This is a genomic window from Serratia sp. SSNIH1 (genome assembly GCF_002935055.1).
GTDB classification, from domain to species: Bacteria; Pseudomonadota; Gammaproteobacteria; order Enterobacterales; family Enterobacteriaceae; genus Serratia; species Serratia nevei.
In genome coordinates this window covers 1,574,449-1,597,116 of the sequence record NZ_CP026383.1, presented here as the reverse complement: position 1 = coordinate 1,597,116, position 22,668 = coordinate 1,574,449, and the positions used below count along the sequence as shown (strand labels likewise).

Below are 22,668 nucleotides of genomic sequence, written 5' to 3'. Positions count from 1 at the left end.
CTTATAAAGGAAGGCGGTCGGCGTCAGGCGTCGCCGCATCGGGTTTGAGGCGCAAGGTGGGGCAAAACTGCAGCATATCCAAAAACGCGTCCACCAGCGCTTCGGCTTCGGCCCGCAGATCGAAACTTTCCGGCATAAACAGCCAGTTTTCCATCAGGCCGGTAATATAACCCCGCAGGATGATCGCCGCGCGACGGGTATGCAAATCGGCGGGCAATTGCCCGTGGTGAATGCAGTTATACAGCACCGCCTCGATACGTTCGTAGCCGGCGAGGTACAGCACCTTGCGCGAATCCAGCAGCGGCATCATTTCACCGACAAACTCGCATTTGTGGAATATAATCTCCATCAACGCCCGTCTTCAACCGTAGACGTCAGAATGTAAATCAGAATTTCTCGGATAACCCGCAGTGGATTATCGGGAAACTTTGCCTGATACTCTGTTTCGAGCTGGTCAATTTTCGGCTCGGTAGATTCCCAAACTTCATTAAACAGGTCTACCTTATTCTTGAAGTGCCAGTAGATGGCTCCACGCGTAACCCCGGCAGCGGTGGCAATATCTGTCAGTGACGTTGCAGCAACGCCACGTTCAGAGAACTCTCTCACCGCAGCATCAAGGATTTGCTGTCGGGTTTCTTGCGCCTGCTGTTTGGTTTTTCGTGCCATGGCATTGTTATTTAGGGGGAGTGTGATTTACATACATTCGCGAATGTATGTACCATAGCACGCACATATAATTAACGCAGCAATGGGTTTTAAAGCTTGTGATCCATTGATCATTTTGAAATCGGACACTTGAGGTTTTTCTATGAACAAAAACAGAGGGTTAACGCCTCTGGCGGCCGTTCTGATGCTTTCAGGCAGCTTAGTGCTAACAGGATGTAACGATAAAGAAACCCAACAGCAAGGCGCCCACCAGCAGGCTCCTGAAGTGGGCGTGGTGACCTTGAAGGCCGAGCCTCTCAACATCACTACCGATCTTCCTGGCCGTACCGCTGCGTATCGTATCGCCGAAGTTCGCCCTCAGGTCAGCGGCATCATCCTGAAGCGCAATTTCGTTGAAGGCAGCGATATCAAGGCCGGGACGTCCCTGTACCAAATCGATCCTGCCACCTATCAGGCCAGCTACGACAGCGCAAAAGGCGATTTGGCCAAAGCACAGGCCAGCGCTTCCATCGCGCGCGTGACGGTAAACCGCTACAAGCCATTGCTGGGTACCAGCTACATCAGTAAGCAGGACTACGACAACGCCGTCTCCACGCTGCAGCAGGCGGATGCCGCCGTGGTGGCCGCCAAGGCCGCCGTGGAAACCGCGCGCATCAACCTGGCGTACACCAAGGTGACCTCCCCGATCTCCGGCCGCATCGGCAAATCCGCCGTGACCGAAGGCGCGCTGGTCAGCAACGGCCAGGCGACCGCCCTGTCCACCGTGCAGCAGCTGGATCCGATGTATGTCGACGTCACCCAGTCGAGCACCGACTTCCTGCGCCTGAAGCAAGAACTGGCCAGCGGCGCGCTGAAGCAGGAAAACGGCAAGGCCAAGGTGAAGCTGATGCTGGAAAACGGCGCTGAATACGCGCAGGAAGGCACGCTGGAGTTCTCCGACGTCACCGTCGATGAGACCACCGGTTCCATCACCATTCGCGCCCTGTTCCCTAACCCGAATGATACGCTGTTGCCGGGCATGTTCGTGCGCGCCCGCCTGGACGAAGGCGTGCGCAGCGATGCGCTGCTGGTGCCTCAGCAAGGCGTTACCCGCAACCCGCGCGGCGAGGCGACGGCGTTGGTGGTAGGGGCAGACGACAAAGTTGAGCTGCGCACGCTGAAGGCAGACCAGGCGATTGGCGACAAATGGCTGGTTACCGATGGTCTGAAAGCCGGCGATCGCGTGATCGTCACCGGCCTGATGAAAGTGCAGCCGGGCGCGCAGGTAAAAGTGCAGGAAGTTGACACTCAGGCGCAAAAACAGCCGCAGTCTGAAGCGCAGAAGTCATAAAAAGGAGCCTGTAATACATGGCTAAGTTCTTTATAGACCGCCCAATTTTCGCTTGGGTAATCGCCATCATCGTCATGTTGGCGGGGGTGCTTGCAATAATGAAACTGCCTATCGCGCAGTATCCCACTATTGCACCACCGGCGGTGCGTATTTCCGCCACCTACCCGGGCGCAGATGCCAAAACGGTGCAGGACACCGTCACACAGATTATCGAACAGAACATGAACGGTATCGATAACCTGATGTACATGTCCTCCACCAGTGATTCCTCTGGTAGCGTCACCATTACCCTGACGTTTGATTCCGGCACCGATCCTGACATCGCGCAGGTTCAGGTCCAGAACAAACTGTCGTTGGCCACCCCGTTGCTGCCGCAAGAAGTTCAGCAACAGGGCCTGAAAGTCGAAAAATCCAGCAGCAGCTTCCTGATGGTGGCCGGCTTCGTTTCCGACGATCCGAACATGACTCAGGACGATATTGCGGACTACGTGGCGTCCAACATCAAGGACCCGATCAGCCGTTCGTCCGGCGTGGGTGAAGTGCAGCTGTTCGGTGCCCAGTATGCGATGCGTATCTGGCTGGATCCGAACAAGCTGAACAACTACCAGCTGACGACCACGGACGTGACCTCCGCCATCACCGAGCAGAACAACCAGATCGCCGCAGGCCAGCTGGGCGGCCTGCCGCCGGTGCCGGGGCAGCAGTTGAACGCCTCGATCATCGCGCAGACCCGTCTGACTTCGCCGGAAGAGTTCGGCAAGATCTTGCTGAAGGTGAATACCGACGGTTCCCAGGTGCGCCTGCGCGACGTCGCTCACATCGAGCGCGGTGCGGAAAGCTACGCCGTTACCGCTCGCTATAACGGCAAGCCTGCCGCCGGTCTGGGTATCAAACTGGCTACCGGCGCCAACGCCCTGAACACCGCCAAAGGTGTGAAAAACGAGTTGGCCAAGATGGAGCCATTCTTCCCGCAAGGGATGAAAGTGGTTTATCCGTACGACACCACCCCGTTCGTTAAAATCTCCATCAACGAAGTGGTGAAAACGCTGATCGAAGCCATCATCCTGGTATTCCTGGTGATGTATCTGTTCCTGCAGAACTTCCGCGCGACGCTGATCCCAACCATCGCGGTGCCGGTGGTGCTGCTGGGGACCTTTGCGATCCTCGCGGCGTTCGGCTTCTCGATAAACACCCTGACGATGTTCGGCATGGTGTTGGCGATCGGCCTGCTGGTGGATGACGCCATCGTGGTGGTGGAAAACGTCGAGCGCGTCATGGCCGAAGAGGGCCTGCCGCCGAAAGAAGCTACCCGGAAATCGATGGGCCAGATCCAGGGCGCGCTGGTGGGTATCGCCATGGTGCTGTCGGCGGTATTCGTGCCGATGGCGTTCTTCGGCGGTTCAACCGGCGCCATCTATCGCCAGTTCTCGATCACCATCGTGTCCGCGATGGCGCTGTCGGTGCTGGTGGCCTTGATCCTGACACCGGCGCTGTGCGCCACCATGCTCAAACCGATCCCGAAAGGCGATCACGGGGTTAAAACAGGCTTCTTCGGCTGGTTTAACCGCATGTTCGAGAAGAGCACGCATCACTATACCGACAGCGTGGGCAACATCCTGCGCAGCACCGGCCGCTATCTGATCATCTACCTGCTGATCGTGGTTGGCATGGGCCTGCTGTTCCTGCGCCTGCCTTCCTCGTTTCTGCCGGACGAAGATCAGGGCATCCTGTTGACCATGGTGCAGCTGCCTGCCGGTGCCACCGAGTCCCGCACCACCAAAGTGCTGGAAGAAGTCTCCGACTACTTCCTGAACAAGGAGAAGGACAACGTGGTTTCGGTGTTTACCGTCGCGGGCTTCGGCTTCAACGGTAACGGCCAGAACAACGGCCTGGCATTCGTCAGCCTGAAAGACTGGGGCGAGCGTCCAGGGGCAGTGAACAAGGTCGAAGCGATCGCGGGCCGTGCCATGGGCGCGTTCTCGCAGATTAAAGAAGGCCTGGTGTTCCCGTTCAACCTGCCGGCGATTATCGAACTCGGTACCGCAACCGGCTTCGACTTCGAGCTGATTGACCAGGGCGGCCTGGGGCACGAAAAACTGACCGAAGCGCGTAACCAGCTGTTGGGCATGGTTGCTCAACATCCGGACGTGCTGGTGGGCGTGCGCCCGAACGGCCTGGAAGATACGCCGCAGTTCAAACTGATCGTCGATCAGGAGAAAGCCAAGGCGCTGGGCGTCAGCATCACCACCATCAACAGCACGCTGAGCACCGCCCTGGGTGGTTCGTACGTCAACGACTTCATCGACCGCGGTCGTGTGAAGAAAGTGTACGTACAGGCCGAGGCGCCGTTCCGTATGCTGCCGGAAGACATCAACAAATGGTACGTGCGCGGTACGAGCGGCCAGATGGTGCCATTCTCCGCCTTCTCTTCGGCGAAATGGGAATACGGCTCACCGCGTCTGGAACGCTATAACGGCTTGCCGTCGATGGAAATTCTGGGCCAGGCCGCACCGGGCAAGAGTACCGGTGAAGCGATGAACCTGATGGAACAGCTGGCGTCCAAACTGCCGAGCGGCATCGGTTACGACTGGACCGGCATGTCCTATCAGGAACGTCTGTCGGGCAACCAGGCGCCGGCGCTGTACGCCATCTCGATTCTGGTGGTATTCCTGTGTCTGGCGGCGCTGTATGAAAGCTGGTCCGTGCCGTTCTCGGTCATGCTGGTATTGCCGCTGGGGGTTATCGGTGCGTTGCTGGCCGCGACGATGCGCGGCATGAACAACGACGTGTACTTCCAGGTGGGGCTGCTGACCACCATAGGCCTGTCGGCGAAGAACGCCATCCTGATCGTGGAATTCGCCAAAGACCTGATGGAGAAAGAAGGCAAAGGCCTGATCGAAGCGACGTTGGAAGCGGTGCGTATGCGTCTGCGTCCAATCCTGATGACGTCTCTGGCCTTCATCCTCGGGGTTCTGCCGCTGGTTATCAGCAGCGGTGCAGGCTCCGGCGCACAGAACGCGGTAGGTACCGGCGTAATGGGCGGGATGATCACCGCCACCGTCTTGGCGATCTTCTTCGTACCGGTGTTCTTCGTGGTGGTTCGCCGCCGCTTCAGCAAGAAGAACGAGGACCTGGAACACAGCCATCCGGTAGAGCACCACTGATCGCTCAGTGATGTGAGCTCCACCCGATAATCGAAAAGGCCGCGCATGCGGCCTTTTTCTTTTGCTTCAGTTGCTTAATGCAAACCGTTCTCATTAATTCACTCTTGTATGCAATTTGCGCTTGATCGCGATGCCAGATCGGCGCATAATTACTGTTATAGTATAACATTACATGAGAGAACCATTATGAAAACCGGCATCCACCCCGATTACCGCACCGTGGTCTTCCACGACGTCAGCGCTAATGCCTACTTCAAAGTGGGATCGACCATCAAAACCGATCGCACCATCGAACTTGACGGCGAAAGCTGGCCTTATGTCACCCTCGACGTCTCTTCCGCTTCGCATCCGTATTACACCGGCAAGCAGAAAGACTATTCCAAAGAAGGCAGCACGGCGCGCTTCCAGCAGCGCTTTGGCCGCTTTATCGGCAATAAGTAACAAGGAACCCCCATGCAGGTATTGAGTTCATTGCGTTCGGCGAAAAATCGCCACCCGGATTGCAAAGTCGTGCGTCGTCGTGGCCGCATCTATGTGATCTGTAAAAGCAATCCGCGATTCAAAGCGGTACAGGGACGTAAGAAAAAGCGTTAACTCCAAAGTGTCATCTGTCGCAAAGCCCCGTTGCTGCTCAACGGGGCTTTTTTTATGGCGAGAACGTGCCTGCAAGCCGTCCCCCGCCGGCAGGCGGGGGCGGAGATTACCTCATGCTGCTCAGCAGCGCGTCGACATTGTGCTTGAACGCCTGCTCATAGGTGGCCGCTGGGCCGCCCGGGCGGGAGAGCGCTTCAGGGTACAGCTCGCCGCCCGCCTTGGCGCCGGTGGCGGCGGCAATCTGTTTCACCAGCCGCGGATCGGTCTGATTTTCGATAAAGTAAGCGTTCACCTTTTCCTGCTTGATCTGCTTGATCAGGCCCGCCACGTCGCTGGCGCTGGCTTCTGCCTCGGTGGAAAATCCAACCGGGGCAAGGAAGGTGACGCCATACTCTTGCCCAAAGTAGCCAAAAGCATCATGGCTGGTCAGCACCTTACGTTCCTGTGGCGGTACTGCCGCGAACTGGGTTTTGGCCCACAGATCCAGCTTTTGCAGCTGCTGAATATAGTCGGCTCCGCGCTGACGAAAATAGTTGGCATCCTCGGGATCGGCGGCAATCAGGGCATTCATCACGTTGGTAGCGTATTGCACGCCGTTTTTCATGCTGTTCCAGGCGTGAGGATCGGTAATCGGTTTGCCGTCCTCTTCCATCTGACGGGTGCTGATCCCCTGTGAAGCGGTGATCACCTGCCCTTTATAACCCGAGGCGCTGACCAGGCGATCGATCCACCCTTCCAGCCCCAGGCCGCTGACGAACACCACATCAGCCTGAGCCAGTTTCTTGCCGTCCTGCGGTGAGGGCTCGAAGCTGTGCGGATCGCCATCCGGCCCCACCAGCGTGCTGACCTTGACGTGATCGCCGCCCACCTGTTTGACGATATCACCCAGAATGGAAAAGCTGGCGACGGCGTCAACGGTCTTCGCCATCGCCCATGGGCTGGCCAGCAGAGCAGCGACCGCCAGCGATAGAGGTAAACGTTTCATACTTTCTCCTTGCAAATGGCACTTCTCAACGGCGCGCGAAGGCGCAAATGCCTCCGCGCGTTCCAAACAGGATCGAGACGAAAAAGATGACGCTGGCGCTGAGCACGATCGCCGGGCCGGCAGGCAGCGAAGCGTAATAGGACCACACCAGCCCAATCACGCTGGAAAGCGCGCCGATGCCCATCGCCGTCGCCAGCGTCTGCGGCAGATTGCGCGCCCAAAAGCGCGCGCTGGCGGCGGGCAGCATCATCAGCCCCACCGACATTAAGGTGCCGAGGATCTGGAATCCCGCCACCAGATTGACCACCACCAGCGCCAGAAACAGGCCGTGGATCAGCGCCAAGCGGCGCGGCGCGTTAACGCGCAGAAAAGTCACGTCGAAGGATTCGATCACCAACGCACGATACAGCGCCGCCAGCGCCAGCAGCGAAACCGAGGCGATCGCACCGACCATCACCATGGCCTGCGCATCCACCGCCAGAATCGAACCGAACAGCACGTGCAGCAGATCCACGCTGGAACCGCGCAGCGAGACCAGCGTGACCCCCAGCGCCAACGATCCCAGATAGAACCCGGCGAAGCTGGCATCCTCTTTCAGCGGCGTGCGGCGGCTCACCAGGCCGGACAGCATCGCTACCGCCAGCCCGGCAATAAAGCCGCCCACGCCCATCGCCACCAGCGACATGCCAGAGATCAGATAGCCGATCGCCGCGCCCGGCAACACCGCGTGGGACAAGGCATCCCCTACCAGGCTCATGCGGCGCAACAGCAGAAACACGCCCAGCGGGGCGGCGCTGAGCGACAACGCCAGGCACGCCATGAGCGCGCGGCGCATAAAACCGAATGAGAGGAAAGGATCGATAAGCGCATGCCACAGCATCATGGCGCCACCGCCTGCAGATCCGGCTGCCGTTCGGCGGCGTGATACCTCGGCACCTGTTCCAGCACCCGCTCGGCCGCGCCCCAGTGGCAAGCCTGCGGAGTCAGCAACAGCGCCTGCGGAAAATGTTCGGCAACCATCGACATATCGTGCAGCACGGCGATCAGCGTTCTCCCCTGCCGGTGCAGTTGCGCAATTACCTGCAGCAAAATCTGCGTGGTGGCGCTGTCGATGCCGGTGAAAGGCTCATCCAGCAGGATCAGCGGCGCCTGTTGGACCAGCAGGCGTGCAAACAGCACTCGCTGCAGCTGGCCGCCGGACAGCTCGCCCACCGGGCTGTGCGCCAGCGCACTCATGCCAACGTTCGCCAGCGCCTCATTGACCTGGCTCGCCGCACGCTTGTTCATACCGCCGAACATGCCGCTTTGCGGCCAACAGCCCATCGCCACCAGATCGCTCACCGCGATGGGGAACTGCCGATCCAGCTCCGCCTGTTGCGGTAAATACGCTCTGCGCGGTGGCTTTCCGCCGCTAAAACTCAGGCTGCCTCCCAACGGCGGCAACAATCCGGCGAAGGTTTTCAGCAGCGTCGATTTCCCTGCCCCGTTGACGCCCACCACCGCGGTGAGCGATCCTGCGGTAAACTGCCCGCTCAGCGGCGGGAAAAGCGGCGTGGCCCCATAGCCTATCGCCAGCTGACGCAAGGTAATCATGGCAGCGAGACCGCCCAGAAAATGCCGAGCCACAGCAGGGCCAGCAGCGCAACGGCCCCCGCACAGCGCACGGCAGCGGAGGTGGTAAACAACGAATTCAGTGACGACGCGGCGTCATGTTGTGAAGAGGGAGTCAATGTCGTGATCAACGCGATGAATTAATGGTTATAATATAACATCACACTCACTGCGACGTCTCAAGCCCTGCCGTGCCAATTAATGCAACGGAACGTAACAGCCCCGCGCAGCGCGCTCTCCCCCGCCACGTTCCCCCTTATCAACCTCAGGGATATTCCCGTTCGACAGAAATGTTGGCATAGGGTAAAGAACAGCGGTAAATCGAAAAATTTACCGACGAGGCCGGAAAAGGAGTAAGATAAGCAGATAACATTGCTGTTGGCCAAGATTAATGCTTGTTACCCTTGCCTGTAGCCTGGAAGTGAACGCACTTTCTGTTAAAAAATTAAAGAAAGTGATTAATGACAATATAGCGGAGTTAGTGCCGGCGCTGACCAGCGGACTCAGTTTTTATTCTGAAAGCGCACGCTATGCCGAGGATTCATTAGAAATACTTGATATAGTGCTACAAGATGACGGCGGTTATTCAATGAGTTATCGCTATAAGTGGGGCATTTTTAATGCCTGTCTGGATATCAACAGCGAAGATATCATCAACGACAGCGTCCGGTTTCGAGTGACGGAGCGGGGTTTAATCTTCGACATCATTGATAACTCACGCCCATCAACTGCGGATGAATTGTAAGTTTACGTAATAACTGCAGGCCAAACGCGAAAAAATGATTTATATTCATTTTACGGGAAGTTTATTTAACCACCGTTAAGCTGCCTCCGTTCATGATGTAAATCAGCTTACTCACATAGTGTTATCACACCGCAATTAAGACTTACGGAGGGGATGATATGGATGAGTATTCGCCTAAGCGACACGACATTGCTCAGCTCAAATTCTTGTGCGAAAATTTGTATGATGAAGGTATCGCGACCTTGGGAGACAGCCACCACGGGTGGGTCAACGATCCGACATCCTCCGTCAACCTGCAGCTTAATGAGTTGATCGAACATATCGCTTCGTTTGTGATGAGTTATAAAATTAAATACATGGACGAATCAGACCTGTCGGAGTTAGTCGAAGAATATCTCGACGATACTTATACGCTGTTCAGCAGCTACGGTATCAATGATTCCGACCTGCGCCGCTGGCAAAAGACCAAGGCGAGATTATTCAGAATGTTCTCAGGAGAGGACATCTGTACGACAATGAAAACTTAGGGGATAATTATTCCCGAGCTATTTTACGGTTATTAAACTAAAAGGCCACCATGACTAAAACCGACTATCTGATGCGTTTACGTAAATGCACCACGATTGATACTCTCGAACGTGTTATTGAGAAAAATAAGTACGAGCTTTCCGATGATGAACTGGAGCTGTTTTACTCAGCGGCCGATCACCGTCTGGCGGAGCTCACCATGAACAAACTGTATGACAAAATCCCCACCTCCGTTTGGAAATATGTCAGGTAATCAGGCCCCAACGCGTTGAGCCGATGCTTTTATCGGCTTCAATGTCCACGTTGAATACGTATTTTTCCTATTGACAATGAAATGTTAATTACGTTCATCTTTATCGTTAATAATAAATAGACACACTTCTCTGTTCCTGTTCGGGGTATAACGCGATTAACGCGTGATGACTCTCGCCCCTGCTTAATGTCCACCAGCGTAACGGCAATGCCGCCAACTCCCCTATGCTCCTCGCGGCCACGCCGCCGCACTGCCTCCCGGGCGGCGTGATCGCCCCGTAAAATCAGAGCATGCGGCGCAAAATCGCCTGCCGGGCAAAACAGTGGTGTTTAATCACCGCCGCGACGTGCAGCACGATCATGGCCGACAGCGCGATACACGCATAACGGTGCACGGCGAAAAAGAAGCGGTTAACGTCGAGATTTGCAATCGGGCGTGGGAAGTCAATCGCGCCGAAAACGGCAAAGCCGTGCTCCAGCATGAGGAATCCGCTGAGCAGCACCACGAAAATCAGCAGGTAGAATATTTCGTGCAGCAAATGCACCAATCCCTTCTGGTGCCCTTGCAACATATCGCCATAGGGCACCTTCGGCCGGAAAAAGCGCCAGATAAAGCGCGCCGCCATCAGCGGCGTCAGCACCAAAGCCAACGACATATTGGTCACGGAGAAAAAAGCGAAGATGCGCGCATCCGTCATAAAATGCAGCGAATAACCAACGATCATTACGTAGATCATGACCGCGGCAATGCCCCAATGCAGTAACCGACTGAAAAGATCGTAACGGGCAGGTTCGTGTGACATAAAACTCCTTGAAAAGCGGCCATCGCTGGCCGCTTGGCTATCCGATTTACGCTTACTTTTTCAGGATCCAGGCATCCTGCCAGTTGGATCCCACGCCCGGCTCATAATGAGTCGCGCCGCTGTTCCACTGCATGCAGTAACCGCTGTAAGGGAAAGGTTTGCACTGATACACCTTGCCGTCCTTCGGCTGCAGCACCGTGGTGCCGGCGGTGTATTTACTCAGCTCGTTCGGGAAGACGAAGTTGTAGTCGCCGTTGCCGCCACCGCCGGTGGAGTCTGCTTCCAGGTTGAAGTTTTCGATATCAGGCTGAATGCTCTGCCCGTTGTCGTTGCTGGCGATCACTTTCAGCATGTGGTGGCCTTCGCTGACGTTGGTCAGCGCGATGGTCAGCGGCTGGCTGGCGTCTTCCAGCGTCTCTTTCACATAGCCTTTCTCCGTCTGGCCATGATCGTAAACGCGCGCTTCAACCGTCAGCTTGCCTTTGACCTCGGCATTGAAGGTCAGCTGGGCTTTGCCGTCCTTGATCTTGGTGCTGGACAGATTGCCGATGCGGAGCTCCTCGGTAATGGCCGGCGTTTCTTCCTCATAGGAGATCACTACGCTCTTCATCGGGCTGCCCTGCTTGGCGAAGACCGCGTTGTTGCCAAATACCGGGTTGACGTTGCCTTTGCCGTCTTTCACCCCGGCGCGCACCGCTTTCTGCTCGACGTTGATCTTGGTAGCCAGTGCGTGGCTCCAGCGGTTTTTGTCGGTCAGCGCCTCGCTGTCGATCGCCAGCTCGGTTTTCATCGCCAGCACTTCGCCGCTCGCGTCGAAGAAGCGAGCGATCACTTTATCGCCAACCTGCAGGTTTTTACCGGTGAGGGATCCCTGCAGCTGCTTGCGCCATTCGGATACGACGCCGTCATCCTCGAAGTTGACGTCAACCACCTGATAGAAACTGTTCACCGTGTCATTGATTTCCCACACGCCGTAAATCACCTGATAGCCGGTTCTCTCCGGCACCACGCACTGGTGCACTTCGCGATCTTTTGGCGCCTGAGCATGGCCATCAACCTCGCAGAACGGCTCTTTTTCGAAAGCCTCGCGCGACAGCGGCTTGTTCACGTCCCAGTCTTGTTTGGTGATGTAGTAACGCCAGTTATTGGTTTTGTGCTTGGCGGTGTGGTACCAGGTGAACGTCTGCGGCCCCGGCTTCATGGTGTTCAACGCCCAGACGTTGACGCCCTGGCGGTCCAGCGGTTCGAAGCCATTAACTCCGCCGCTGGCCAGCTGGCCGTCGAGCGGCGTAGCGCCGCCAGGGAAGCCGGAAATCTGCTCAACGCTCTGCGGTTCCCACTGCGCCCGGCCGCAGTCGGTGTTGCTGCCCAGCTTGCACTTGTAGGCGCGGCTTTCGGGAACTTCGATATACCCATGCGACCAGGCGGCCGACGAGGCAGCAAGCGTTGCCATCATCAGGGCGATTTTGGATAATTTCATTACGACTCCAGTTAAATTTATTGGATTCCAACTGAGTGAGAAGAAACTCAAAGAGATGCGGCGATACCGCGAGAGGAATAATAAGTAGAAGCCCTGAACGCCCGGCACTTAGAATGCATTAAAATAATAAAACCTAATACGGCCAAGATATTAAATGGCATGACAAACGTTTAAAATAATCCGGAAATCGCGAAGCGCCGCCGTACGGCGAAAGAAATAAGCGCACCGTTCCTATTCCACAGAGAGAATAACGTGACATTGAAAAATATCGCCGCAGCGGTCTTGGCCTCCCTGCTGCTCTCCGGCTGCCAGCACGCCGCCAAATCGGCCCCTGACGCCGCCGCCCAACGCGACCAGCTGTCGTCGCTGGTCGGCGCCGGCGTGTTTTTGAGAGAGCGTTGCAATCGCGCCGACATCCCGGCCGACGATAAGCTCACGGCGGCGGCGCTGCAGGAAGCAGAGAAAAAAGGGTGGTCACCGGCGCTCAATCGCGCCCAGTTGCTTGCTGCAGGTCAACACGTCGCCGTACAGCTGGCAGCCGACGCCACGCCGCTGCAGGAGAAGTGCAGCGAATTCAATCGGTCACTGGCGCCCTTTTTAGCCCAGCTCCGTTAGCCCCCCAGCGGCAGCGCAAACCATTGGCAGGCCACCGCGCCTGCGCCCGCCGTCGCCAGCCCCGGCCCGAAAGGCAGGGGCTGAGTTCCATCACCGCCGCGCCATACGCGCAGCAACAGCCACAGCAGGCTGCCGGCGGAGGCAAACAGCAGGATCGACGGCAAAGCGGCATACCCGCCCCAGGCGCCAAGCGCCGCCAACAGTTTAAAATCGCCGTATCCCAGCCCCTCGCGGCCGGTTGCCAGACGAAAGACCCAATACAGCAGCCACAGCGTCAGATAGCCCGCCATCGCGCCGACAACCGCCGCCGGCAAAAAGGCCGGGTGCGCCAGGCAATGCCACAGCAACCCGCCCCACAACAGCGACAGCGTCAGGCAATCCGGCAGGAGTTGGCGCTCGCTGTCAATCGCCGCCAGCGCCAGCAACAACGCAACAAACGCCAGCATGAAAAACCAATCAACTCCGATGCCGAGACGCCAGGCCAGCATGATTCCCATCAGCATCAGAAATAACTCCACCAGTGGATAACGCACGGAAATAGGGCTGCGGCAATAACGACAGCGGCCACGCAACAGCAGCCAACTTAATAATGGAATATTATCGAACGCCGATAATTGTTTTGTGCATGACGGGCAAAATGAACGCGGCCAAACGAGATCAAACCGCTCGGCCTGCGTCGTTTCTATTTCACGCTCAAGCATGATAGGCAGCCGATAAACGACCACGTTAATAAAACTGCCGACGCACAGACTCAACACGGCGCTAAATAACAGCCAGTGTTCATCCGCCGCCGCGTTTAGGGCGAATAGCATGATTTTTTCTGATTCCTGATGATTCGTTAGCGTTGGTTACATCGACGGCTGCGTCGTCACCTGCAGCCGGCTGACCTGCACTACGCCCGGCGCCTGCCCCGCGCGCTCCACGGTGAGCGCGAGCACGCGGATACCGTGCTCGCGCTGCAGGGCAGCCAGCCACGACAGCAGGCTTTCGAACGGCACGGGTGGCAGCCTCACCAGCATCTCCGCGTCACTTTCCGTCAGGTCGGCGATAGGAATGCGGTACGCTTGCGCGCTCTGCCGCAGCCGCTCCGGCAGTTGCTCGCGCGCAGCGGCGCCCGGCGGCAAGCGAGCCTGCAGTTGCTGGATGACACGTGCCTGCCCCTGCAGCGCCGCCAGCCGTTGTGCGCTTTTCTGCGCCAGTGAAAATTGATACAGACAGTAGCCGCAGGCTACCAACAACAACAGGCTTAACAACACAGCCCGCCGCAACGCCTTATCGCGCCACCCGATATTCATCGCTCACCTCTCACCGTCAGGACCGCCTGGTTGGGTGCGCCGCCTTCGCTGAACGTCATGCTGACCTCGCCATCGTTAACCGGTGCCGGCAGCGGCACGTCGTTTCTGTTCACCGTCACCACCAGACGATCGTCGGCAGCGTCGAAAGCCAGTGCCTGCAGCTGCGGGGGCGCCCATAAAGCGAGTGCCCCGGCCGCGTAGGGCAACAGCCTGAACAGCTGCGGCGCATTCAGGGCGTCTTGCATACGCCGCACCTGCGCTTTCGCCGCCTGTTCCGCAAACGCCGGCGCGGTCTGGCCAGGCAGCAGGCGCTGAGACAGTACCGCTATCCGGCTCTCGTTCTGCCGGGCCATCTGTTGGTGATGCAAACCGCCCACCAGCAGCGAACCGCTGAGCAACAGCAGCGCGCAGACGGTCTTATCGGACAGGCGACGCAGCCAGCGTACGCTCGGTTTGAAACGCCCCTGCAGCAGCGTGGCGGGGCTGCTCCAGGCCTCTTGCGCCAGTTGCCAGAGCGGATCCTCGTCAATGCGCGCCGCTTCCCAGCCCGCCGGAATTTCCCCGCCGCAGTGCAGACACCAATCCGGCGTCGGCAACGGAGTGCAATCCCGCCAGGCATCGGGCAGCGACATGCTCTGCCCACTCCCCGTTCGGATCAGCCAGCGATCGCGCCAGCGCAGCGCGCTGCATTGGCCCGGCAGCGGCAATGCCAGCACGTCGGGCAGCATTTTATGGGCGCGAATGCCGCAGGCGCTCAGGCGCTCGACCCAGCCCTGCATCTGCGCCAGCGCGACGCCGGCGAGGGTGAAATCACGCTGCGCCTTGCCCAGCACCGCCCAGTGCATCCGATCGGTATCGGTCAACAGCCCGGCCTCGTGGGCGTAGGCCAGCGCCAGCGGCGTCGCCTGCCGGGCCTTGCCCTGGAATGTCGTTTGTCTCAGCACCACATGACGGGCAGGCACCAGTACCACGACCCGGCTGCCCTGCGCCATGGCCGCCAACTCGCCGCCGCCGGCGGTCAGATCGAGGCGGGCGCCAAAGCGGCAGCGCGTCTCGCCGACGTGGCCCCAGCGCACATCGGCCATCGAGTCCTCGCTCAGCGCGATAAGCAGGATTGTGTTCGCCACCCTTTACCCCTCCCCTCTGTCGAACTGGCGTCCGCTGACCGTGATGCCTGACTGGCCCGGTTGCCACGCGCTGACGAGCCGATAGCGCCCGTCATTCAGCGTCAGCTGCAGCTGCGCAATCCAGCGGCTGTCGTCGAACTTCAATCGCTCGTCGAGAGCGTCGTCATCCAAGGCTTGCAGCGCTTTTTCCTGCGACAAAAAAGTCAGCGTCTGCCACCCCTGCGACGGGCGGGCCGCCAGCAACGTCCGCAGCCGTTCTCCGCCCAGGGCGTTCATCAGCATCGCCCGCAGCAGCGGCAACCGGGCCTCATCCACGGCGTCCGGGTTGATCTGCAATTCAGCATCCGGCGCCGCACAAAGCTGCGGCGCGAGGCGCAGGTATAGCTCACGATCGATACCGGCCAGCTCCCGCAGTTCGCTGATATCCCCCATCAGGTACCCTTCGCCATAAGCCCGGGCGACGATCGCATCGGCAATCGCGCCCGCCTGCGCGTCGGCGATCCCCAGGTTGTTCAGTAACAGCATGAATATCCGCCTCTCTTTATTGGGGGGAGCCCCCTCGCTATCTCCGACCTCCGTTGAGCCGGCGGCGCGGATCAGGGCGTTTACGTTGAAACAGGCATCGACCCGGCGCAGGCGTATCGCCACTTCCCCCTCTTCGGTACGCATACTGAACGCCGGCCCAGAGGCTCCCCAGGCCTTGCGCTGCTCTCCTGCCTGCCGCCACCGCTGTTGGGCGTAGATCTCCCCGCCCAACAGCAGCCATTTCGCCCTCAGCCGATCCTGCTGAGACTGGGTGCGCGCCAGCGAACGCTGCCAGTGGTCATTGATATTGACCGCCACGATCGCCATCAGCGACATCATCAGCAGCACCATCAACAGCGCCATACCGCGTTGTTTTTTCATCATGGCCTCGCCGAGGGCAGCGCGATGATGCGCCGTATTTCCCCCAACGCGGGGGTTTCGACGGTGATCTCCACCGCCTGCGGCAGCAGCCCGCCGGCGTGCCAGGCCGTCAACCATTCGCCTTGCCGATAAAAACGCAGGCGGAACCGCGTCACCTCCGGCAGCAACAGCACGCTGCGCGCCGTCGCCTGCGGGCTGCTCAAATTCGGGTAACTGAGGCGCTCCAGCCGCCCCTGCCGGTGGCGATAGGCCACCCGCTCCTGCGTGGCACGCGGCAGCCGGGCCTGCGGATTCGACCAGCCGCTTCGGATCAGCAACAGCTGAAAATCCACGTCTTCCCCCTCCGCCGTCTGCAGCACCGCGAATTCCGGCGCCGCCGGCCTGCGTTTATCACCGATCGGCGCACGCACCTGCGCATGAGCAAAATCGCGCTCGACGATCGCCAACGCCCGTTGCAGCTGGGTCAGCTGCGTCGATTTGCGCTGGGTAATTTCGTCGTTTTTCAGTACGCCCCTGAAGACCGCTAGGGCGGTGAGCGACAGCATGGCGAACAGGGCAATAGCCAGCAGCATTTCCACCAGCGTAAAGCCGCGTTGCAAAGCGCGCTTCATGGCAACCCCCGGTAAGCCTGTAACTCCGCCAACACGTTGCGATCCTGCGGATCGCGCCTGACTTCGATCGCGATCGCCCGCATTCCGGCGTCGCTGGTTTCCTGCCCGCGATAGCGCCAGTGCCAGGTCTCACCGGCCATCACCGTGGTGCCCGAATGCCAGGCCAGCGTCGGCGGCTGCGGATCGAGCTGCAGCAGCGTCAGCTGGTTGTCCGCTACCCACAGCGCAACGGTCTTGGCTTCGATCTCGCTCAGGCTACGCACCTGGCCGCCGGTGCTGTTGATCAGCGCCAGGCAACCGATGGCGAAGATCATCAAGGCCACCATCACTTCCAGCAGCGTCATGCCCTGCTGGCGTCTCATTTTCCGCGTCATCGCAACGAATGTCCGTCGTTTCAAATACGAAGTAACCGGGCGCCTGCAATCGCCACAGGCACCGCCCCTGCGACAGCGCTACGCTGAACGCCGTGGTTTCGCCCCCCGGATACAGCCACACCTGCGGCGGCCGCGCCGCCGCGTCATCGAGCGCGACGGTTTGCCCTTCAACGCTCAGCCACAGCGCGATGCCGTCCGGCAGGGCGTATGCCTCCCGGCTCGCCTGTCCCGCAGCGGCAACGCTGCGCCAACCGCCGCTGCCGAACGCCACGCCATAACTCACCCCTTCGCGCTCGGCCCGCTCGGCGAGGGCATTCAACCAATGGTTCAGCCGCTCCCCCTGCCGTGCCAACGCTTTCTCATCCGCCGGAAAACTCAGCATCACCAGGCCGCTGGTCACCCCCAGCAGCAGCAATACCAGTATGATCTCCAGCAGCGTAAAGCCACGTATACGCCTCATGGCGCGTCGGCGTCGGCCACCCAGTTGCCGATATCGTCATCGGTGTCGGCGATGCCGTCCGGCCCCAGAGAAAACACGTCCAGCTTGCCGTGACGCCCCGGATTGCGCAGACGGTACTCCTGCCCCCAGGGATCTTGCGGCAACCGGCGGATATAACCGTCTTCGGGATAATTTCTCGGGATCGGCGCCAGCGCCGGCCGGGTCACCAGCGCCGCCAGCCCCTGTTCCGCGCTGGGATAACGCCCGTTGTCCAGCTTGTACATATCCAACGCGTTCTCCAACGCGACGATATCGCTGGCGGCCTTTTGCCGATCGGCCTTCTCCTTATTTCCCATCAGGCTTGGAATGGTCAGGCTGGCCAACAGCCCCAGAATGACGATCACCACCATGATTTCCAGCAGCGTAAATCCTCGCTGCCGCGACCTGCGCATCTTGCTGATATGACTCACTTTACTCTCCATTAACGGCATGATTAGCCGACCATATTATTGAGCTGCAATATCGGCTGCAGGATGGCCAAAATGATAAACAGCACCGAACCGGCCATCGCGATCACCAATAAAGGCTCAAACAGCCCCAGCGCCAGCGTGACTTGCCGGCCGAATGCCTCCTGCTGCATCGTCGCCGCCCGTTCGAGCATCATGTCCAGCTCACCGCTGCGCTCGCCGGACATGATCATGTGCCGCATCATCGGTGAGAACAGCGCGGTGCCCTCAAGCGACGGCGACAATCCTTCGCCCTCCCGCACCCGCTCCATCGCCGCCAGCAGCCGTTCGCGGGCGGCATCGTTGCCCAACACGCCGGCGCTGATGCGCATCGCCTCCAGCAACGGCACCGCGCTGGCGTTCAAAATGCTCAGCGTTTTGGCGTAGCGCGCCGTGTTCACCGCCAGCGACAGCTTGCCGACCACCGGCAACCGCAGGATGAACGCATGCCAGCGCACGCGCCGCGCCGGATCCCGCAGGCGATAGCGGAAAGCGCCAAGGCCCGTCAGCACCGATATCAGCGCCAACGCCCCCCATCGGCGCAGCCCGTCGCTGGCGCCGAGCAGCATCCGGGTCGACAGCGGCAAGGTCTGCTTCATATGCGCAAACTGTTCGATCACCTTCGGCACCACCGCCGTCAACAGGATCGCCACCACGCCGATTGCCACCGCCGTCAACACCATCGGGTACACCAGCGCCTGCACGATTTTGTTCTTCATTTGCTGGCGCTGTTCGACGTAGTCGGCCAGCCGTTCCAGCACCGACGCCAGATGGCCGGAAATCTCACCGGCGGCCACCATGGCGCAATAGAGGCGGTCAAAAATCTGCGGATACTGACCCAGCGCCTGCGCCAGCGGAAAGCCCTCCAGAATGCGCTGCCGCACCTGAGCCAACGCCGCCTGCAGACCTTTTTTCTCCGTTTGTCGCGCTACCGCCATCAGCGCTTCCTCCAGCGGCAGCGCAGCGGACAGCAGCGTTGCCAGCTGCCGGGTCAACAGCGCCACATCACCGCTGCTCACGCCGCTCACCCAGCGGCCGGCAAACATGCCGGCGAAAGCGGGCCGCCTGCGCGCTTGCACCGCCAGCACCTGCCACCCCTTTTCACGCAGGCGATCGCGGGCGTGGCGCAGAGAATCCGCCTCCAACACGCCGCGCTGGGCGCGCCCCTCACGATCGCAGGCGCGATAATCAAACTTCATCGCCGTCCCCTTCGCGCGTCACTCGCAGCACTTCCTCCAGGCTGGTCTCCCCGGCGCACATCTTGGCGATCCCATCCTGGCGCAGCGGCAGATAGCGTTCGGCGGCCAGTTTCGCGATGTCCAGCTCGCCATCACCGCGATGGATCGCCATGCGCATCGGTTCATCCAGCACCAACAGTTCGTGCAAGCCGATTCGGCCGTGATATCCCTGCCCGCCGCAGGCCTCGCACCCCAACGGGCGCCAGCAGGTCACCGCCTGTGTCGGTGGCAGCCCCAGCAGGCGCCGCTGCGCGTCAGGCAACGCATAAGGCTCACGGCACTGCGGGCACAGCCGGCGCACCAGGCGCTGCGCCAACACGCCGCTGAGCGAACTCGAAAGCAGAAACGGTTCGACCCCCATGTCCCGCAGCCGGGTCACGGCACCGATCGCCGTGTTGGTATGCAGGGTCGACAGCACCAGATGCCCGGTCAATGAGGCCTGCACCGCGATCTGCGCCGTTTCGCCGTCGCGGATCTCACCGATCAGCACCACGTCGGGATCCTGACGCAGCAGCGCGCGCAGCCCGCGCGCGAAGGTCATGTCCACCTTGGGATTCACCTGCGTCTGCGCAATGCCGGCCAACTCATATTCGACGGGATCTTCGATCGTCATGATGTTGCGCTGTTCATCGTTGATCTGGCTGAGCAAGGTATAGAGCGTGGTGCTCTTGCCGGAGCCGGTCGGCCCGGTGACCAAAATGATGCCGTGCGGCTGGCGGATCAGGCGCAGCAACGCCTGCTGGTGCGCCGGCGCCATGCCCAGGCTGGGCAGTTCGAGCCGCACGCCCTGTTTGTCCAACAGGCGCATGACCACGCGCTCGCCGTGGCTGGCCGGCATCACCGACACCCGCACGTCAATCGCCCGCCCGCCGACCTTCAGCGCCATGCGCCCATCCTGCGGCACGCGCTTCTCGGCGATATCCAGCTTCGACATCACCTTGATGCGCGACACCAGCAGCGCCGCCAGCTTGCGCTGCGGCGCCAGAATCCGCCGCAGCGCGCCGTCGATGCGAAAGCGGATCACCAGCTCGCTCTCGTAGGTTTCGATGTGGATATCGGAGGCGCGCTCTTTGATCGCCTCGCTCAGCAAGGCGTTGATCAAGCGGATAATCGGCGCATCGTCCTGTTCGTCCAACAGGTCTTGCTGTTGCGGCAGCTCCTCGGCCAGCGCGTAAAAATCCAGTTCGCCGCCCAGGTCGTCGATCATTTTCTGCGCCTGGCCGCTTTCCTGCTGGTAGTGCGCCACCAGCCGTTGATCAAAAGCCTCCGCCTCCAGCCGGGCCAGCGCCGGCTCGCCGGGCAGGCAGCGGTAGGCCTCCATCAATGCGGCGTGGCTCGTGTCAGGGTGACAATAAATTTGGATACCGTGCTGCCCGTCAACGGCCAGCACGCCATGCTGGCGCGCCCAGGAAAAAGGCAGCAGCGGCCCCGCAGAACGGGGCTTCACGGGCGCACTCCCCGCAAATAAAACGCGTCGATACTGGCAACGGTGGCGAGAAACGCCCGATTGTCGAGCGCCTTCTTATCGCCGGCGATCTCACCGCGCAGTGCGTCATTCAGCTCACGATCGTCCTGCTGCTCGGCGTCGAACTTGCCTAACTTGCGTTGGCTCTGCCGGGCATATCCCTCGGTGCTGCGAATGATGGTCGGGCGGATAAACAGCATCAAATTACGCTTGCTCGCTTTGGTGGCGGTCGAGCGAAACAGCGCCCCCACCAGCGGGATCTTGCCCAGGATCGGCACGCTGCTCTCCAGCTCCGAGTTGGACTTGTCCAACAGGCCACCCACCACTACGGTTTCGCCGCTGTCCACCAGAACCGTGTTGTTAACCGTGCGGATATTGAAGGTCGCCCCCAGCGAATCCGGCGTAGCGCCGGCGCTGTCGGCAACGCTGGAGACCTCCTGTTCGATCTGCATCAGCACGGACTGGCCCTGGTTGATCTGCGGTTTGACCTTGAGTTTGATCCCCACCGTCTTGCGCGACACGGTATTGAAGACGTTATCGCTATTGGTGGTTTGCGAACCGGTCAGGATCGGTACATCCTGCCCGACGCTGAATTCCGCTTCGGCGTTATCCAGCGTGACGATGCTCGGCGTGGCCAGGATATTATTTTGGTTGTTGCTGGCGATGGCGGTCAGCAATACGCCCCAGTTACCGCTGTAGAAACCGGTCATCAGGCCGTTGGCCTTGCCGAACACGTCGCTCATGCCGTTTTCGAACCCCGCCGACACCCCGGGCATCTGGCCGGCGAACTGCGTGCCGCCACCGTATTTGTTGGCCCACTGCACGCCGATGTTCAGCCCCTGCCCATCCTGCACTTCGACGATCACCGCTTCGACCAGCACCTGCGCGCGGCGCACGTCGAGCTTGGCGACCACCGCCTCCAGATCGCGCATCACATCCGGTGCGGCGGTGATGATCAGCGCATTGGTCTGCTCATCGGCCTTGATCACCACATTTTTCAGCAGCGCCACGTTGGCGGCGGCGCTCTCCTTCTCGTTTTGCAGGCCCGCACTCACGCCGGTCAGCACCTCGACCAGGCTCTGCGCCTTAGCGTATTTGAGAGGGATAACCTGGGTATTGCCCTGGGTGACGCTCTTGTTATCCAACTGGTCAATCAGTTCTTTGGCGTGTTCGCGGCTCCGATCGTCCCCGGCGATCATCACGCTGTTGGTCCGCTCATCCGCCACCAGCCGCAGCGAGCTCGCGCCGGCCGTGCGCCGCTTGCCCTCTTCGCGAAACAGTTCGTTCACCATGCGCGCGATCTCCGGCGCCGCCGCATGCTTCAGCGCGAGAGTTTCGACCCGATTGCCATCGTCCTGATCCATCTCCCTGACGAGCTCGAGCAGGCCATTGACCACGCTGGCCCGGCCGGTGATCAACAACGCGTTTCCCTGCTCGTAATGCGCCACGCTGCCCACGCCGATGCTGTCGTTGAGCTGGCGCAATATCGGCGAAACGTCTTTGGCCGCGATATTGCGCAGCGGTACCACGCGCATCACCACTTCATCCCCTTCGGCGATCGCCTCACCGCCGTTTTGTGCCAGCGCGGCTCTTTTTCCCTCTTTGGCGGCGATCACCTTCAAGACGTTATTGGGCATGCCGATGACCGTATAGCCATAGACATCCAGCACGTTGAGAAAGAACTGGTAATACTGCTTCTCGTCGAGCTGTTCATAGCTGCGCACCGTGACCTTACCTTTCACCGCCGGATCGATAATGATGGTTTTGCCCAGGTTTTTACTGACCGTATTAATAAATTCCTGAATGTCCGTGCCTTTGAAATTGGCGGAGAATTGCTCCGCGCGCGCCGCGCCAGCCAGCACAATCATGACGGCCATCGCCGCTAACGCGCGCCATAAGCCGGCGCTCCAGCCTGGGCCGGAACGATAAATAAA

Annotated in this window: 24 protein-coding genes and 2 pseudogenes; 8 read left to right on the top strand and 18 right to left on the bottom strand. The window is 59.8% G+C overall.

All coding sequences use genetic code 11. The features are described from left to right. Position 1: 1 nt before the first annotated feature. Positions 2-666 (bottom strand): annotated as a pseudogene (gene acrR / locus C3F38_RS26140) (multidrug efflux transporter transcriptional repressor AcrR). Positions 667-808: 142 nt separating this feature from the next. Between acrR and sdeX the strand changes: the two are divergent. From sdeX to ykgO, 4 genes are all read left to right on the top strand, one after another. Next, the gene (gene sdeX / locus C3F38_RS07650; protein WP_038874990.1) at positions 809-1,996 is read left to right on the top strand and encodes a multidrug efflux RND transporter periplasmic adaptor subunit SdeX; all 1,188 of its coding nucleotides are present in this window, start codon (positions 809-811) and stop codon (positions 1,994-1,996) included. Positions 1,997-2,013: 17 nt separating this feature from the next. Beyond that, the gene (sdeY, locus tag C3F38_RS07645; protein WP_038874987.1) at positions 2,014-5,160 is read left to right on the top strand and encodes a multidrug efflux RND transporter permease subunit SdeY; all 3,147 of its coding nucleotides are present in this window, start codon (positions 2,014-2,016) and stop codon (positions 5,158-5,160) included. Positions 5,161-5,346: 186 nt separating this feature from the next. Beyond that, entirely contained in the window at positions 5,347-5,601 is a 255-nt protein-coding gene (locus C3F38_RS07640) for a type B 50S ribosomal protein L31 (RefSeq protein WP_038874985.1), read from the top strand. A 12-nt stretch (positions 5,602-5,613) separates the two neighbouring features. After that, positions 5,614-5,754, top strand: coding sequence for a type B 50S ribosomal protein L36 (gene ykgO, locus C3F38_RS07635; RefSeq protein WP_004940304.1), 141 nt, complete (start codon positions 5,614-5,616; stop codon positions 5,752-5,754). A 106-nt stretch (positions 5,755-5,860) separates the two neighbouring features. Here the strand turns inward: ykgO and C3F38_RS07630 are convergent, their stop codons facing one another. Genes C3F38_RS07630 through C3F38_RS07620 form a run of 3 tightly spaced genes read right to left on the bottom strand, consistent with a single transcriptional unit; the run spans position 5,861 to position 8,332 of the window. Further along, positions 5,861-6,739 (bottom strand): metal ABC transporter solute-binding protein, Zn/Mn family, encoded by an 879-nt coding sequence (locus C3F38_RS07630; RefSeq protein WP_038874983.1) that lies wholly within the window; start codon positions 6,737-6,739, stop codon positions 5,861-5,863. 25 nt (positions 6,740-6,764) lie between these two features. Beyond that, positions 6,765-7,622 (bottom strand): metal ABC transporter permease, encoded by an 858-nt coding sequence (locus tag C3F38_RS07625; RefSeq protein WP_038874980.1) that lies wholly within the window; start codon positions 7,620-7,622, stop codon positions 6,765-6,767. Beyond that, complete coding sequence (locus C3F38_RS07620; protein WP_055316516.1) at positions 7,619-8,332, bottom strand: metal ABC transporter ATP-binding protein; 714 nt, start codon at positions 8,330-8,332, stop codon at positions 7,619-7,621. The genes C3F38_RS07625 and C3F38_RS07620 overlap by 4 nt, the downstream gene beginning before the upstream one ends. A 409-nt stretch (positions 8,333-8,741) precedes the next feature. Between C3F38_RS07620 and C3F38_RS07615 the strand changes: the two genes are divergently transcribed. From C3F38_RS07615 to C3F38_RS07605, 3 genes are all read left to right on the top strand, one after another. Beyond that, on the top strand, positions 8,742-9,095 hold the full coding sequence (locus C3F38_RS07615) for a hypothetical protein (protein WP_055316517.1): 354 nt from the start codon (positions 8,742-8,744) through the stop codon (positions 9,093-9,095). A 158-nt stretch (positions 9,096-9,253) separates the two neighbouring features. Continuing rightward, positions 9,254-9,622, top strand: coding sequence for an Hha toxicity modulator TomB (gene tomB / locus C3F38_RS07610; protein WP_004940312.1), 369 nt, complete (start codon positions 9,254-9,256; stop codon positions 9,620-9,622). Positions 9,623-9,672: 50 nt separating this feature from the next. Then, positions 9,673-9,876 (top strand): HHA domain-containing protein, encoded by a 204-nt coding sequence (locus tag C3F38_RS07605; protein WP_004940313.1) that lies wholly within the window; start codon positions 9,673-9,675, stop codon positions 9,874-9,876. A 283-nt stretch (positions 9,877-10,159) separates the two neighbouring features. On the opposite strand, the gene C3F38_RS07600 is transcribed toward C3F38_RS07605, so the two are convergent. Further along, positions 10,160-10,678 (bottom strand): cytochrome b, encoded by a 519-nt coding sequence (locus C3F38_RS07600; protein ID WP_047728667.1) that lies wholly within the window; start codon positions 10,676-10,678, stop codon positions 10,160-10,162. A gap of 52 nt (positions 10,679-10,730) precedes the next feature. Further along, positions 10,731-12,158 carry an N-acetylglucosamine-binding protein GbpA gene (gene gbpA, locus C3F38_RS07595; RefSeq protein WP_055313421.1) on the bottom strand — a complete coding sequence of 476 codons (1,428 nt, stop codon included), beginning with the start codon at positions 12,156-12,158 and terminating at the stop codon, positions 10,731-10,733. Positions 12,159-12,410: 252 nt separating this feature from the next. Here gbpA and gspS point away from each other — a divergent pair, with 252 nt between their 5' ends. Beyond that, the gene (gene gspS, locus C3F38_RS07590) at positions 12,411-12,773 is read left to right on the top strand and encodes a type II secretion system pilot lipoprotein GspS (RefSeq protein ID WP_055316521.1); all 363 of its coding nucleotides are present in this window, start codon (positions 12,411-12,413) and stop codon (positions 12,771-12,773) included. On the opposite strand, the gene C3F38_RS26825 is transcribed toward gspS, so the two are convergent. From C3F38_RS26825 to gspD, 12 genes and pseudogenes are all read right to left on the bottom strand, one after another. After that, entirely contained in the window at positions 12,770-13,276 is a 507-nt protein-coding gene (locus C3F38_RS26825) for an A24 family peptidase (protein ID WP_370447788.1), read from the bottom strand. The two genes, gspS and C3F38_RS26825, sit on opposite strands and share 4 nt — an antisense overlap. A 30-nt stretch (positions 13,277-13,306) precedes the next feature. Further along, positions 13,307-13,474 (bottom strand): annotated as a pseudogene (locus C3F38_RS26820) (prepilin peptidase); the annotation flags it as partial. A gap of 147 nt (positions 13,475-13,621) precedes the next feature. After that, positions 13,622-14,068 (bottom strand): type II secretion system protein GspM, encoded by a 447-nt coding sequence (gene gspM, locus C3F38_RS07580; protein ID WP_055316525.1) that lies wholly within the window; start codon positions 14,066-14,068, stop codon positions 13,622-13,624. Further along, positions 14,065-15,195, bottom strand: a complete 1,131-nt coding sequence (gspL, locus tag C3F38_RS07575) for a type II secretion system protein GspL (protein ID WP_055316527.1) — start codon at positions 15,193-15,195, stop codon at positions 14,065-14,067. The genes gspM and gspL overlap by 4 nt, the downstream gene beginning before the upstream one ends. A 3-nt stretch (positions 15,196-15,198) precedes the next feature. Further along, positions 15,199-16,104, bottom strand: coding sequence for a type II secretion system minor pseudopilin GspK (gene gspK, locus C3F38_RS07570; protein ID WP_233211690.1), 906 nt, complete (start codon positions 16,102-16,104; stop codon positions 15,199-15,201). Further along, positions 16,101-16,712, bottom strand: coding sequence for a type II secretion system minor pseudopilin GspJ (gspJ, locus tag C3F38_RS07565; RefSeq protein ID WP_047728680.1), 612 nt, complete (start codon positions 16,710-16,712; stop codon positions 16,101-16,103). Before gspJ ends, gspK begins: the two co-directional genes overlap by 4 nt. Next, a complete protein-coding gene (gene gspI / locus C3F38_RS07560) occupies positions 16,709-17,074 on the bottom strand; it encodes a type II secretion system minor pseudopilin GspI (protein ID WP_071845291.1) in 366 nt (121 codons plus the stop codon). The genes gspJ and gspI overlap by 4 nt, the downstream gene beginning before the upstream one ends. Further along, complete coding sequence (locus C3F38_RS07555) at positions 16,968-17,546, bottom strand: prepilin-type N-terminal cleavage/methylation domain-containing protein (RefSeq protein ID WP_065764051.1); 579 nt, start codon at positions 17,544-17,546, stop codon at positions 16,968-16,970. Before C3F38_RS07555 ends, gspI begins: the two co-directional genes overlap by 107 nt. Next, complete coding sequence (gene gspG / locus C3F38_RS07550; protein ID WP_047730782.1) at positions 17,543-17,977, bottom strand: type II secretion system major pseudopilin GspG; 435 nt, start codon at positions 17,975-17,977, stop codon at positions 17,543-17,545. The genes C3F38_RS07555 and gspG overlap by 4 nt, the downstream gene beginning before the upstream one ends. Positions 17,978-18,018: 41 nt before the next feature. Beyond that, positions 18,019-19,230, bottom strand: coding sequence for a type II secretion system inner membrane protein GspF (gene gspF / locus C3F38_RS07545; RefSeq protein ID WP_055316529.1), 1,212 nt, complete (start codon positions 19,228-19,230; stop codon positions 18,019-18,021). After that, on the bottom strand, positions 19,220-20,716 hold the full coding sequence (gene gspE / locus C3F38_RS07540) for a type II secretion system ATPase GspE (protein WP_055316530.1): 1,497 nt from the start codon (positions 20,714-20,716) through the stop codon (positions 19,220-19,222). Before gspE ends, gspF begins: the two co-directional genes overlap by 11 nt. Beyond that, positions 20,713-22,611, bottom strand: a complete 1,899-nt coding sequence (gspD, locus tag C3F38_RS07535; protein WP_055316571.1) for a type II secretion system secretin GspD — start codon at positions 22,609-22,611, stop codon at positions 20,713-20,715. The genes gspE and gspD overlap by 4 nt, the downstream gene beginning before the upstream one ends. Between the last annotated feature and the right edge of the window lie 57 nt (positions 22,612-22,668).

What these genes read in the sequence shown, in the direction of transcription:
- C3F38_RS26825 (WP_370447788.1), bottom strand. Translation starts at nt 13,276, where the DNA reads ATGCTGATGGGAATCATGCTGGCCTGGCGTCTCGGCATCGGAGTTGAT.
- gspJ (WP_047728680.1), bottom strand. Translation starts at nt 16,712, where the DNA reads ATGAAGCGCGCTTTGCAACGCGGCTTTACGCTGGTGGAAATGCTGCTG.
- C3F38_RS07640 (WP_038874985.1), top strand. Translation starts at nt 5,347, where the DNA reads ATGAAAACCGGCATCCACCCCGATTACCGCACCGTGGTCTTCCACGAC.
- gspM (WP_055316525.1), bottom strand. Translation starts at nt 14,068, where the DNA reads ATGAATATCGGGTGGCGCGATAAGGCGTTGCGGCGGGCTGTGTTGTTA.
- C3F38_RS07615 (WP_055316517.1), top strand. Translation starts at nt 8,742, where the DNA reads ATGCTTGTTACCCTTGCCTGTAGCCTGGAAGTGAACGCACTTTCTGTT.
- sdeX (WP_038874990.1), top strand. Translation starts at nt 809, where the DNA reads ATGAACAAAAACAGAGGGTTAACGCCTCTGGCGGCCGTTCTGATGCTT.
- C3F38_RS07600 (WP_047728667.1), bottom strand. Translation starts at nt 10,678, where the DNA reads ATGTCACACGAACCTGCCCGTTACGATCTTTTCAGTCGGTTACTGCAT.
- gspF (WP_055316529.1), bottom strand. Translation starts at nt 19,230, where the DNA reads ATGAAGTTTGATTATCGCGCCTGCGATCGTGAGGGGCGCGCCCAGCGC.
- sdeY (WP_038874987.1), top strand. Translation starts at nt 2,014, where the DNA reads ATGGCTAAGTTCTTTATAGACCGCCCAATTTTCGCTTGGGTAATCGCC.
- tomB (WP_004940312.1), top strand. Translation starts at nt 9,254, where the DNA reads ATGGATGAGTATTCGCCTAAGCGACACGACATTGCTCAGCTCAAATTC.
- ykgO (WP_004940304.1), top strand. Translation starts at nt 5,614, where the DNA reads ATGCAGGTATTGAGTTCATTGCGTTCGGCGAAAAATCGCCACCCGGAT.
- gspD (WP_055316571.1), bottom strand. Translation starts at nt 22,611, where the DNA reads ATGGCCGTCATGATTGTGCTGGCTGGCGCGGCGCGCGCGGAGCAATTC.
- C3F38_RS07625 (WP_038874980.1), bottom strand. Translation starts at nt 7,622, where the DNA reads ATGATGCTGTGGCATGCGCTTATCGATCCTTTCCTCTCATTCGGTTTT.
- gspG (WP_047730782.1), bottom strand. Translation starts at nt 17,977, where the DNA reads ATGCGCAGGTCGCGGCAGCGAGGATTTACGCTGCTGGAAATCATGGTG.
- C3F38_RS07555 (WP_065764051.1), bottom strand. Translation starts at nt 17,546, where the DNA reads ATGAGGCGTATACGTGGCTTTACGCTGCTGGAGATCATACTGGTATTG.
- C3F38_RS07630 (WP_038874983.1), bottom strand. Translation starts at nt 6,739, where the DNA reads ATGAAACGTTTACCTCTATCGCTGGCGGTCGCTGCTCTGCTGGCCAGC.
- C3F38_RS07620 (WP_055316516.1), bottom strand. Translation starts at nt 8,332, where the DNA reads ATGATTACCTTGCGTCAGCTGGCGATAGGCTATGGGGCCACGCCGCTT.
- gspK (WP_233211690.1), bottom strand. Translation starts at nt 16,104, where the DNA reads ATGATGAAAAAACAACGCGGTATGGCGCTGTTGATGGTGCTGCTGATG.
- C3F38_RS07605 (WP_004940313.1), top strand. Translation starts at nt 9,673, where the DNA reads ATGACTAAAACCGACTATCTGATGCGTTTACGTAAATGCACCACGATT.
- gbpA (WP_055313421.1), bottom strand. Translation starts at nt 12,158, where the DNA reads ATGAAATTATCCAAAATCGCCCTGATGATGGCAACGCTTGCTGCCTCG.
- gspI (WP_071845291.1), bottom strand. Translation starts at nt 17,074, where the DNA reads ATGAGACGCCAGCAGGGCATGACGCTGCTGGAAGTGATGGTGGCCTTG.